Origin of the sequence: Silvimonas terrae (assembly GCF_014202765.1) — a bacterium.
In the GTDB taxonomy this organism is placed as follows: Bacteria; Pseudomonadota; Gammaproteobacteria; order Burkholderiales; family Chitinibacteraceae; genus Silvimonas; species Silvimonas terrae.
Map to the genome: position 1 here is coordinate 571,145 of NZ_JACHHN010000003.1, position 11,734 is coordinate 582,878.

Genomic DNA, 11,734 nt, shown 5'->3' on the forward strand with positions numbered 1-11,734 from the left:
GCGACGACTAGCCACAAAGATCGCTTGTGGCACTGGTAATCCACTTCCATAAAATAAAAAACGCCGGTTCAACACCGGCGTTTTTTTACCCGCAAAGCAAAACCAGCTTATGCCAGTTTCTGCTTCAGCAACTCCGTCAACACCCCCGGGTTACCCTTGCCCTTGCTGGCCTTCATACACTGACCTACCAGCGCATTCAGCGCCTTTTCCTTGCCGGCCTTGTACTCTTCAACCGACTTGGCGTTGTTGGCAATCACCTCATCCACAATGGCTTCCAGCGCGCCGGTGTCGGTCTCTTGCTTGAGACCTTCACGCTCGATGATGGCGTCGGCGGCATCGCCAGACTCCCACATCTTTTTGAGCACGTCTTTGGCGGTTTTATTGTTGATGGTGTTGTCTGATACGCGACGGATCAAACCGGCCAGCGCCGCTGCCGATACCGGGCTTTGGGCGATGTCTTTTTCTTCGCGGTTCAGCGTCGCGCTGATATCACCCATGATCCAGTTGGAAGCCAGCTTGGCATCTGCGCCAGCGGCAACGGTCGCTTCGTAGAACGCAGCCATATCCTTGCTGGCGGTCAGCGTGCCAGCGTCATACGCCGGAATGCCGTACTGCGACTCAAACCGCGCACGCATGGCGGCCGGCAGTTCCGGCAATTCGGCCTGCACGCGGCTGATCCAGTCCTCAGAGATCACCAGCGGCGGCAGATCCGGATCGGGGAAGTAACGGTAATCATGCGCGTCTTCCTTGGTGCGCATCATGCGGGTCTCGCCGGTATCCGGGTCGAACAGCACGGTGGCTTGCTGGATTTTGCCGCCGTCTTCAATGGTTTCAATCTGCCATTGCACTTCGGCTTTCACGGCTTGTTCAATGAACTTGAAGCTGTTCAGGTTCTTGATTTCACGGCGCGTGCCAAACTCTTGCTGACCTTCCGGACGCACGGACACGTTGACGTCGCAACGGAAGCTGCCTTCCTGCATATTGCCGTCGCAAATGCCGATCCAGGTCACCAGGCTGTACAGCGCCTTGGCGTAGGCCACAGCCTCGGCGGCGGAGCGCATTTCCGGCTCAGAAACAATTTCCAGCAGCGGCGTGCCGGCACGGTTCAAATCGATACCGCTCTGGCCATGGAAGTCTTCATGCACAGACTTGCCGGCATCTTCTTCCAGGTGGGCACGGGTCAGATTGATGGTCTTCTCAACCCCATCGACATTGATGGTGATCGCCCCACCCTCCACCACCGGCAGCTCAAACTGGCTGATCTGGTAGCCCTTGGGCAAATCAGGATAAAAGTAGTTTTTACGCGCGAACACTGAGCGGCGGTTGACCTTGGCGCCAATGGCCAGACCAAACTGGATGGCTTTTTCTACCGCGGCCTTGTTCATGACCGGCAGCGCGCCCGGCAGGGCGATATCCACCTCGGCGGTGTGCGTGTTCGGCGCAGCGCCAAACGCCGTGCTGGCCGGGGAGAAAATTTTGGATTGCGTCGTGAGCTGGGTATGTACTTCCAGCCCGATTACCACTTCCCATTTCATGGTCAGTCTCTCTTGTTCATCCGGTTAGAACCATCACGCCCGGTGACGGTACCAGTAACGATATTGCTCAACAAAACCAAAACCTGCATACAGTGCCACCGCCGCTTCATTGCTGGCGACCACCTGCAACAAACCTTGTGTCGCCCCCCGCTGCTTGCCCCAGGCCAGCAGGCTTTGCACCAGGCGCCGGGCATAACCCTGGCGGCGGTGAGCCGGATCAGTGCAGATGTCGAACAGCAGCACATGGTCGTGCTGGCGCACAGCAAAACCGCAGGCCAGCACCTCACCCGCTTGTTCCAGCACCCCGAACGCGGTCGGCGCGGCGTATTGCGCCAGCATGCGTTCTGCGGCGTGCCGTTGCGCCGCATTCAGGTGGCTCAGGCGGGCAAAGGCGTCCATCCAGGCGGTGTCGGCATTGGCTTGCAACGTCACAGCAGCATCCTGGGCCAAAGACAGTGCACCCAAGTCACACGTCTGCACGCTGGAAACATCTATCTGCGCATAGCCGCGCTCCGCCAGCGCAGCATCCAGCACCGCGTGTTCCTGCGTCAGCTTGAAGATGCGCGGCAAACCGGCATCGGCAAAACGGCGCTCGCAGTAGTCCAGTTTGTCGGCATCTGCCAGCGTGCCGGCGTACAGCGGCGTCACCGAATTGGCCCGTTTGGTATAGCCATTGGCAAAGCGCAGCAGCCAGCCGTCGAACACTTCGGTCGACAGGGCCGGCCAGGCGCTTTGCGTCATGCCTTCAAACAGGGCAATCCGGCTAGTCATGTGCTTACAGTTCCGGCGCGCGGGTATGCCAGTCGGTCACTTGCTGGAACTGATGCGCCGCATTGAGCAGTTTTGCTTCAGCAAAGTAGTTGCCAATCAGTTGCATGCCAATCGGGCGACCGTTCTTTGCAAAACCCACCGGGTGCGACAGGCCCGGCAAGCCAGCCAGGTTCACGCCCAGGGTGTAGATGTCTTCCAGATACATCGCCACCGGGTCATCACTCTTCTCGCCAATATTCCAGGCCGCAGTCGGGGCCACCGGCGCGGCGATCACGTCGCATTGCGCCAGACCACGCTGGAAGTCTTCTGCCAGCAGGCGACGTACCTTCTGCGCTTGCAGGTAGTACGCGTCGTAATAGCCGTGACTGAGCACGTAGGTGCCAGTCAGGATACGGCGCTTCACTTCCCAGCCAAACCCTTCGGCACGGGTCTTTTCGTACATTTCGGTCAGGCCGTCGTACTCGGCAGCACGGTGGCCGTAACGGACACCATCAAAGCGGCTGAGGTTGCTGGAAGCTTCGGCCGGCGCGATCACGTAATAAGACGGAATGGCCATGCGCGTATTGGGCAGACTGATCTCGACGACTTCCGCGCCCAGCTTTTTGTACTCGGCAATGGCCGCGTCAATGGCGCTGGCCACTTCGGCATCCAGGCCTTCAGCAAAGTATTCCTTGGGCAGGCCCACTTTCAGACCCTTGAGCGGCTGGTTCAGATCACGTGTGTAATCTTCCTTGTCGCGCTGCACGCTGGTGGCATCCCGCTCGTCAAAACCGGCCATGACATTGAGCAACATGGCGCAGTCTTCAGCGCTCTTGCCAATCGGCCCACCCTGATCCAGCGAGCTGGCGTAGGCAATCATGCCAAAGCGGCTGACCACGCCGTAGGTCGGCTTGATGCCCGTTACGCCGCAAAACGCAGCGGGCTGACGAATGGAGCCGCCGGTATCGGTGGCCGTGGCAATCGGCGCCAGTCGGGCTGCTACGGCTGCGGCAGAACCACCGGACGAGCCCCCCGGCACGGCCAGCTTGTCCCAGGGGTTCTTCACCACGCCATAAAAGCTGTTTTCGTTGGATGAGCCCATGGCGAACTCGTCCATATTGGTGCGGCCCAGCGTCACCAGACCGGCTTTGCGGCATTGCTCGACCACATGCGCAGAATACGGCGCAATGAAGTTCTCCAGCATTCTGGAGCCACACGTTGTGTGCCAGCCTTCCTGACAGAAGATGTCTTTGTGCGCCAGCGGAATGCCCGTCAGCGCGCCGGCATTGCCTGCTGCGCGCAGAGCGTCAGCGGCTTTGGCCTCGGCCAGTGTTTTGTCTTCATCAAAGGTGATGAAGGCGTTGAGTTCACCGTTATGCGCCTTGGCACGCCGGAGGTATTCCGTAGCCAGTTCGACTGCGGAAAATTCACCAGCGGCCAGCGCGGCCGCCAGTTGTTTGATACTTTTTTCAACCATTTGTCGTTGTTCCTGTGAACGGACTCTGGAATCAATCGGCAACCGGGGCCATCGGCCATGCCAATAGCATCGGAAAAGACTGAAAGTCTAATCGCCAGAAGGTCAACATTGCAGCATCTGAACCGCCGAAAATCAGCCGTTTCTGATGCGACAGATTCAGTCGGCGTAACCCATGCCAACCTCAACGAGGTCGATCAGGGTATGAATGACCTTGATATGGATTTCCTGGATGCGATCAGCAAAACCAAAATGCGGCACGATAATTTCGACATCTGCCACGCCTTTGAGCTTGCCGCCATCCTTGCCCATCAAGAGGATGATCTTCATGCCACGTGCTTTGGCTTCTTCTACCGCGCGGATGACATTGGCGGAATTACCGCTGGTGGTAATGCCCACCAGCACGTCGCCAGCCTTGCCAAAAGCCGCGACATAGCGCGAGAAAATCTCGTTGAAACCGTAGTCATTGGCCACGCAGGTAATGTGCGACGGATCAGCCACCGCCATGGCTGGCAGCGCCGGACGATCGCCCCGGTAACGGCCCGATAATTCCTCTGCAAAGTGCATGGAATCACAGTGCGAGCCCCCATTGCCACAAGCAATGACCTTGCCGCCAGCCTTGAAAGTTTCGACCAGCAGATTGCCCGCCGCGTCGATCGAACCCAGCAATTGCTGGTCGCTACAGACGCGGGCCAGCACTTGTGCGGCCTCATTGAAATGCTGTGAAACGCGATCAACACTCATTCGATCACCTTCGGTACCAGGTAAAGCCCGTTTTCTTTTTCCGGCGCAACGCTCTGGAATTGTTCACGGCGATCTGTGACGGTCACCACATCTTCACGCAGACGCAAATGCACGTCCTGGGCATGGGCCATCGGCTCGATCCCGGTCGTATCAATTGCACGCATATCTTCAATCAAACCAAGGATGCGGTTAAGCTGCGTCTGCGTTGCCTGCGCCTCGTCATCGGTCACGGCCACGCGTGCCAGTCGGGCGATGCGCCTTACGTCATCTAGCGAAAGGGACATGGTATTAGCCTTCATTAACATCAACGGGATAGGGTATCATACCGCCCTTGATTCACCGAAGCGCGCGGACCTTGCGAAAACGCCACTTGACAGTGGCATTGAAAACGCCCGCAAGCCTCACTTTGAACGCTGTTTTGCGCATACATTGCCGGAACTTTTGCCGGTGATATCTGCCCGAACCGCATAAAAAATTCGCGGTTGTCTGTCTATACCCAGACAGGCACCCTTTTTGACCGACCCGATTATTGATTGAGAGCACACGATGTTTGGCCTCCTCTCCGGCTATTTTGCCAACGATATCGCCATCGACCTTGGCACCGCGAACACCCTGATCTACATGCAGGGCAAAGGCATTGTGCTGGATGAACCTTCAGTCGTCGCCATCCAGCAGGAAGGCGGCCCATCCGGCAAGAAAACCATTCTGGCCGTTGGCGCTGAAGCCAAGAAAATGCTGGGCCGTACCCCGGGCAGCATTACCGCCATCCGCCCGATGAAAGACGGCGTGATTGCCGACTTCACCATCACCGAACAAATGCTCAAGCAGTTCATCAAAAAGGTGAATCCGAGCCGCCTGTTCTCCAGCCCGCCCCGTATCGTGATCTGCGTACCGTGTGGTTCCACCCAGGTGGAACGCCGCGCGATCCGTGAATCGGCCCTGGGTGCCGGCGCACGCAAGGTAGAACTGATTGAAGAACCGATGGCAGCGGCCATTGGCGCTGACCTGCCCGTTGAAGAAGCCACTGGTTCCATGGTGGTGGATATCGGCGGCGGCACCACGGAAGTGGGCGTGATCTCGCTGGGCGGTATTGTTTACGCCAGCAGCGTGCGTGTAGGCGGCGACAAGTTTGATGAATCCATCATCAACTACATCCGTCGTAACTACGGCATGCTGATCGGTGAAACCACCGCAGAAGAAATCAAGAAGCGCATCGGCTCTGCATTCCCGGGTGCCGAAGTTCGGGAAATGGAAGTGAAGGGCCGTAACCTTGCAGAAGGTATTCCGCGCTCGTTCACCATTTCTTCCAACGAAATTCTGGAAGCGCTGACCGAACCTTTGAACCAGATCGTGTCTGCCGTGAAGCAGGCGCTGGAACAAACCCCGCCAGAACTGGGTGCCGACATTGCCGAAAAGGGCATGGTGCTGACTGGCGGTGGCGCGTTGTTGCGTGATCTGGATCGTTTGCTGATGGAAGAAACCGGTCTGCCCGTGATCGTGGCTGAAGACCCGCTGACCTGCGTGGTACGCGGTTCCGGCAAAGCGCTGGAAAAGCTCGACAAGGGCGGCGTGGTGATTTTCACCAACGACTGACCGACGCAGGATACTGTTTCTCACTCCGGGAAAAGCAGCGGGCCCAACGCATAAGCATTCGGCCCGCTTGTTGGTTCTCGTCGCAACGGCGACACGATGCAAGCAACTCAACCCGCCTTTTTCAAGCAAGGCCCAAAGCCGCTGACGCGGCTTTTGATCTTTTCGGCGCTCTCGCTCGCGCTGGTGGTGGCTGATGCCCGCTTCCAGATGCTGGGCCGCGTGCGTGAAGAGGTCTCCGTGGTGCTTTACCCCTTGCAATGGCTGGCAACCACACCGTTCCAGGAAGCCCGCAACGCCAGCAATTTTCTCAGCCGTCAGGCTGACTTGCTGGCAGAAAACCGCAAGCTGAACGATGCGCAACTGGTTGCGCAGGCGCAAGCCATGAAAATGCACGCGCTGGAGGCCGAGAACGCGCGACTGCGACAGTTAAGCGAGCGCCAGTCTTCATTCGGCAACCCATCGCAACTGGTTGAAGTGCTGTACAACGGGCGTGACCCGTTTACCGCCAAGCTGATCGTGGACCGGGGCCAGGCGGCGGGCATCGTGGCGGGGCAACCGGTGATTGACACCGTGGGTGTAGTGGGTCAGGTGATCCGGGTACAGCCGTTGACGTCTGAGGTACGCCTCATCAGCGATCGGGACCAGATGGTGCCGGTTATGGTGCAGCGCAATCAGTTGCGTTCCGTGGTCTACGGCATGGGTCGCAACCAGCCGCTGGAAGTACGCAATATGGCCCCGAATGTCGATATCCAGAATGGTGATGTGATGGTGACCTCCGGTATCGACGGCATTTACCCCGCCGGCCTGCCGGTGGCGAAAGTGGTCCGCGTGGACCGTTCGTCAAGCAGCGCCTTTGCGCATATTGTTTGTGAGCCGCTGGCGCAAATAGACCAGCACCGCTTCTTGCTGGTGCTTGATCCGCCGCGGCCCTTACCTCCCTACCCGGCCGAACCGCAAACCGCGCCGGAAAACACCAAAAAGAAACGGGGACGCTGATGCCGGTATCCAGCCAGTTGTTGCGGCCGGTTCGCGGCACGCTGATTTTCTTTACCTTTCTGGTGGCCCTGGTGGTCAACCTCTTGCCCTGGCAAGTGGGGCTGGCCAACTTCACGCCGGATTTTGTTGCCCTGTTCATTGTGTACTGGACACTGAACCAGCCGCGCCGGGTGGGCGTGGGCTGGGCGTTTGTGCTGGGCATCCTGATGGATGTGGGGGATGGCAACGTGCTGGGGCAGCATGCCTTTGCCTACAGCGTGATTGCATTCCTGACACTGGCCCGCCAGCGCCAGCTCAACGTGTTCCCCTTCTGGCAACAAGCCTTTGTTGCGCTGGGCTTCTTGCTGCTCTCCCAGTTGTTGATGGTGCTGATCCGGCTTGCCCTGGGCAGCCCATTTGTCGGCTGGGGTTATTTTGCCGGCTGTTTTCTGTCTGCCGTGATCTGGACGCCGCTGTCCAATCTGATGCTGATGTACCACCAGCGCAAACCCAAGTCTGAATCGAAATATGAGTCGTCGTAGCGAAATCAAGAACCAGATGGCGGAGCGCTATGCGTTCCAGCTCCGCCTTGCCGCTGCGGCCTTGTTCGTCCTGGTGCTGTTTGGCATTCTGATTGCGCGCTTTTCCTGGTTGCAGGTGGCGCAGCACGGCCGCTATCAGACGCTGGCCGAACAAAACCGGATTTCCCTGGTGCCGATCGTACCGCCGCGCGGGGTCATTTATGACCGTAACGGCGTGGTGCTGGCGCACAATTTCTCTGCCTATACGCTGGAAATCACCCCCTCCAAGGTCGGCTCGCTGGAAGACTGTATTAACCGGCTGGCCAAAATCATCGACATCACCCCCAAGGATCGCCGTCGCTTCAAAAAGCTGATGGAAGACACCAAGGATTTTGAGTCGCTGCCGATCAAGACCCGGCTGAATGATGAAGAAGTGGCGCGCTTTGCCGCCAACAGCTATCAGTTTCCGGGCGTGGAAGTGAAAGCCCGCCTGTTCCGCCAGTACCCCTTGGGCAAAGTGGCCTCGCATCTGATCGGGTATATCGGGCGGATCAACGACAAAGACCTGCAAGACCTGGATGACTCTGGCGATTTGCCCAACTACCGTGGCACCGATCATATCGGCAAGGTGGGTGTTGAACAGAGTTACGAGAGCGATCTGCACGGCGTGACCGGCTTTGAAGAAGTCGAGATCGATGCCGGTGGCCGCGCCATCCGCACGCTCAAGCGCACGCCGCCGATGCCAGGCAAGAACCTGGTGTTGTCCGTGGATATCAAGCTGCAACAGATCGCAGAAGATGCCTTTGGCGATCGCAAGGGCGCCCTGGTCGCCATTGACCCGCAAAACGGGGGCGTGCTGGCGTTTGTCTCCAAACCCGGGTTTGATCCGAACCTGTTTGTAGACGGCATTGATCCACAAAGCTGGAACGATCTGAACACCGACCCGGACAAACCGCTGAACAACCGTGCGCTGCGCGGTACCTATCCGCCGGGTTCCACCTTCAAGCCGTTCATGGCACTGGGCGCACTGGAGGGCAACTTTCGCTCTGCGGGCACGGTAATCAACGATACCGGCGTGTTCAACTTTGGCGGTCATACATTCCGAGACGACAAGGTGGGCGGCCACGGTGCGGTCGATATGTACAAGTCGATCGTGGTGTCTTGCGACGTGTATTACTACTCGCTGGCCAACACCATGGGGATTGATGCGATCTCCCGCTTTATGGGCACGCTGGATTTCGGCAGCCCGACCGGCATTGATATCGATGGCGAGCAAAGCGGCGTATTGCCGTCGCAAGAATGGAAGCGCAAGCGCTTCCGTACGCCGGCGACGCAGAAATGGTATGCCGGTGAAACCGTGTCCATCGGCATTGGTCAGGGTTACAACGCCTACACACCGCTGCAGATGGCGCATGCCACGGCGGCCATCGCTAATTCCGGTGTCATGTTCCACCCGCACCTGGTACAGTACATTGTCGATGGCACCAACGGAAACAAGACGGTGGTCGAGCCCAAGCCCGAACGCGTATTGCCGTGGAAACCCGCCAATATTGCCGTGGTACAACACGCCATGGAAGGCGTGATCAAGGAAGGTACCGGCGCCAAAGCCTTTGCCGGCGCGGGCTATACCGCTGCGGGCAAAACCGGTACGGCACAGGTGTTCAGCCTGAAGGGCGGCAAGTATTCGGAAAGCGGCACCAAGGCGCACTTGCGTGACCACGCCTGGTTTATTGCTTATGCGCCCACCGATCACCCGAAGATTGCGCTGGCCGTACTGGTGGAAAACGGGGGCTGGGGCGCTGCTGCCGCAGCGCCGATCGCCCGCCAGGTGCTCGACTACTACCTGACCGGCAAGCAACCGGCGCAAGCAGCGTCGGACGTGGAGAGCAGTGACAGTGATTAAGGAATTTCTGCGGCGCTTTATCCGCCCGATTGACCCCTGGCTCTTGCTGTTCACGTTTCTGGTCTTTCTCTTGTCCTGCATCGTGCTGTATTCGGCATCCAATCAGGACATGGACAAGATCAGCGACAAGTTCACCTTTCTGGGTGTGGCGCTGTGCGTGATGTGGGTGCTGGCCAGCATGCCGCTGCAAGTGTTGATGCGGCTGGCCCTGCCCATGTATGTGATTGGGGTGTTGCTACTGGTGGCCGTGGCGCTGTTTGGCTCTACCAGTCACGGCGCCAAACGCTGGCTCAATATTGGCGTCACCAAGATCCAGCCCTCTGAATTGATGAAGCTGGCCTTGCCCTTGATGCTGGCCTGGTATTTCCATCATTTCGAAGCCTCGCTCAACTGGAAGCACTTCATCGTCGCCGCCGTGTTAATGGTGATCCCGGTGGGCCTGATCATGAAGCAGCCCGACCTGGGCACCAGCCTGTTGATCGCCGCAGCCGGTTTTTACGTCTTGTTCTTTGCCGGCCTGTCCTGGCGTCTGATTGGCCTGATGGTGCTGGCGGGGGGCGGGCTGGCCTACGTGGTGACGCACTGGAACCTGTGTATACATATCTTGCGGGAGTACCAGTGCCAGCGCGTGGCGACCATGCTGGACCCCATGCAAGACCCGCTGGGCGCCGGTTACCACATCATCCAGGGCACCATTGCCATTGGTTCCGGTGGTTTGCTGGGCAAGGGCTGGCTGAACGGCACCCAGACCCACCTGGATTTCATTCCTGAACGCACCACCGACTTTATTTTTGCCGTGTTTGGTGAAGAATTCGGCCTGATCGGCAACATCATTCTGGTGCTGCTGTACCTGCTGCTGATCATTCGTGGCCTGAGCATTGCCAACAATGCCGCCACGCTGTTTGGCCGCTTGCTGGCCGGCGCATTGACGCTCACCTTCTTTACCTACGCCTTCGTCAACATGGGCATGGTCTCCGGCATTTTGCCGGTCGTGGGCGTGCCTTTGCCGCTGGTGTCTTACGGTGGCACATCGATGGTCTCGCTGATGGCGGCCTTCGGCATCCTGATGAGCGTGGGCAAAGATCGCAAGTTGATGAAGGCCTGATCGCAACCCTTCGCGCAATAAACCGAATACCTGGAGTCTGGCGTGCGCTTTACCCCTTCTACCCTGGCCTGGCTAAAACGCGCCACCCTCATGACCGCCGTGGCCTTGCTGGCCGCATGTAGCACGACCCCGCGCGCGCCCAGCGGCACACCAGCCCAGCCCTTGCCGCCAGCCACCGAAGCGCCGCCGGCGCAATTGTCTGGCTCAGCCTCGCCCTATCACTGCGCGTATACAGCGGGTGCCCCGGGTTCGGGCGGTTTCTACCTGGATGACGGCCCGCATGAAACACTGCCGGCCTGGATCGACTATGTGCCTGAACCCGTGCCGCGAGCCGAAGCGCTGAACCGCTTTGCCAACAATCCGTATACGGTGCTGGGCCAAAGCTTTACCCCGCTCAAGGCCCCTGGTGGCCTCAAGCAGCAGGGTATTGCGTCCTGGTATGGCCGCAAATTCCACGGCCAGAAGACCTCCAGCGGTGAGGTCTACGACATGTACACCATGACCGCCGCGTCGCCCATCCTGCCGATTCCCAGTTATGCCCGCGTAACCAATCTGAAGAATGGCCGTAGTGTGGTGGTGCGGGTCAACGATCGCGGCCCGTTCAAGAAAGGCCGGGTGATGGATTTGTCTTTCCTGGCCGCCTGCCGCCTGGGTTATGCCATGAACGGCAGTACGGATGTGGTGGTGGAAAGCCTGACACCAGGTCAGGCCATCCCCGGCGATACACCGCAAGTGGCCGCGGCCGTTACCACCCCGCTGGCTGACGCCAATTCTGCGGTTACGATGCAGCCATTGCCGGCAACCGTGGCCGTCGCTGAGAAGCCGCAACCGGTGCCGGTCACGGTATCCGCCGCCGGGGTGTATCTGCAATTGGGGGCGTTTGGTTCGCGCTCCAATGCCGAGAATTTCCGCGACCACTGGGCGCGGGATCTGCAAGGTGATGACACCAAACTGAATATCCAGTCCAGTGGCAGCATCCACCGCGTCCGCCTGGGGCCGTATCCAGACCGCGCCACTGCGCTGGCTGCCGCCGAGAAGCTGACAGGCGAACACAATCTGCAGGCGGTCATCGCCCGTTAATCGGCTTCTGTCAGGAAAACACCTCGGCGGTCGTCAGAAGTGTCTCTTCTGCCC

The 11,734-nt window shown here is 58.9% G+C and carries 11 protein-coding genes; 6 read left to right on the forward strand and 5 right to left on the reverse strand.

What is annotated here, in order from left to right:
* Positions 1–107: 107 nt before the first annotated feature.
* The 5 genes from gatB to gatC form a co-directional block, all read right to left on the reverse strand.
* Positions 108–1,535 (reverse strand): Asp-tRNA(Asn)/Glu-tRNA(Gln) amidotransferase subunit GatB, encoded by a 1,428-nt coding sequence (gene gatB, locus HNQ50_RS09890; protein ID WP_184100042.1) that lies wholly within the window; start codon positions 1,533–1,535, stop codon positions 108–110.
* Between the two features lie 33 nt (positions 1,536–1,568).
* A complete protein-coding gene (locus HNQ50_RS09895; protein WP_184100044.1) occupies positions 1,569–2,306 on the reverse strand; it encodes a GNAT family N-acetyltransferase in 738 nt (245 codons plus the stop codon).
* Between the two features lie 4 nt (positions 2,307–2,310).
* Positions 2,311–3,762, reverse strand: a complete 1,452-nt coding sequence (gatA, locus tag HNQ50_RS09900) for an Asp-tRNA(Asn)/Glu-tRNA(Gln) amidotransferase subunit GatA (RefSeq protein ID WP_184100046.1) — start codon at positions 3,760–3,762, stop codon at positions 2,311–2,313.
* 156 nt (positions 3,763–3,918) lie between these two features.
* Entirely contained in the window at positions 3,919–4,503 is a 585-nt protein-coding gene (gene lpcA, locus HNQ50_RS09905) for a D-sedoheptulose 7-phosphate isomerase (RefSeq protein ID WP_184100048.1), read from the reverse strand.
* Positions 4,500–4,787 (reverse strand): Asp-tRNA(Asn)/Glu-tRNA(Gln) amidotransferase subunit GatC, encoded by a 288-nt coding sequence (gene gatC, locus HNQ50_RS09910; protein WP_184100050.1) that lies wholly within the window; start codon positions 4,785–4,787, stop codon positions 4,500–4,502. The genes lpcA and gatC overlap by 4 nt, the downstream gene beginning before the upstream one ends.
* Before the next feature lie 262 nt (positions 4,788–5,049).
* Between gatC and HNQ50_RS09915 the strand changes: the two genes are divergently transcribed.
* The 6 genes from HNQ50_RS09915 (at position 5,050) to HNQ50_RS09940 (ending at position 11,680) form a co-directional block, all read left to right on the forward strand.
* On the forward strand, positions 5,050–6,096 hold the full coding sequence (locus tag HNQ50_RS09915; protein ID WP_184100051.1) for a rod shape-determining protein: 1,047 nt from the start codon (positions 5,050–5,052) through the stop codon (positions 6,094–6,096).
* 96 nt (positions 6,097–6,192) lie between these two features.
* Positions 6,193–7,092 carry a rod shape-determining protein MreC gene (gene mreC, locus HNQ50_RS09920; protein ID WP_184100053.1) on the forward strand — a complete coding sequence of 300 codons (900 nt, stop codon included), beginning with the start codon at positions 6,193–6,195 and terminating at the stop codon, positions 7,090–7,092.
* A complete protein-coding gene (gene mreD / locus HNQ50_RS09925) occupies positions 7,092–7,613 on the forward strand; it encodes a rod shape-determining protein MreD (RefSeq protein ID WP_184100055.1) in 522 nt (173 codons plus the stop codon). The genes mreC and mreD overlap by 1 nt, the downstream gene beginning before the upstream one ends.
* Entirely contained in the window at positions 7,600–9,495 is a 1,896-nt protein-coding gene (gene mrdA / locus HNQ50_RS09930; RefSeq protein WP_184100057.1) for a penicillin-binding protein 2, read from the forward strand. The genes mreD and mrdA overlap by 14 nt, the downstream gene beginning before the upstream one ends.
* Positions 9,488–10,600: a rod shape-determining protein RodA gene (gene rodA, locus HNQ50_RS09935; RefSeq protein ID WP_184100059.1), complete on the forward strand. Its 1,113-nt coding sequence runs from the start codon at positions 9,488–9,490 to the stop codon at positions 10,598–10,600. Before mrdA ends, rodA begins: the two co-directional genes overlap by 8 nt.
* Positions 10,601–10,642: 42 nt before the next feature.
* Positions 10,643–11,680 carry a septal ring lytic transglycosylase RlpA family protein gene (locus tag HNQ50_RS09940; protein WP_221303107.1) on the forward strand — a complete coding sequence of 346 codons (1,038 nt, stop codon included), beginning with the start codon at positions 10,643–10,645 and terminating at the stop codon, positions 11,678–11,680.
* Positions 11,681–11,734: the final 54 nt, after the last annotated feature.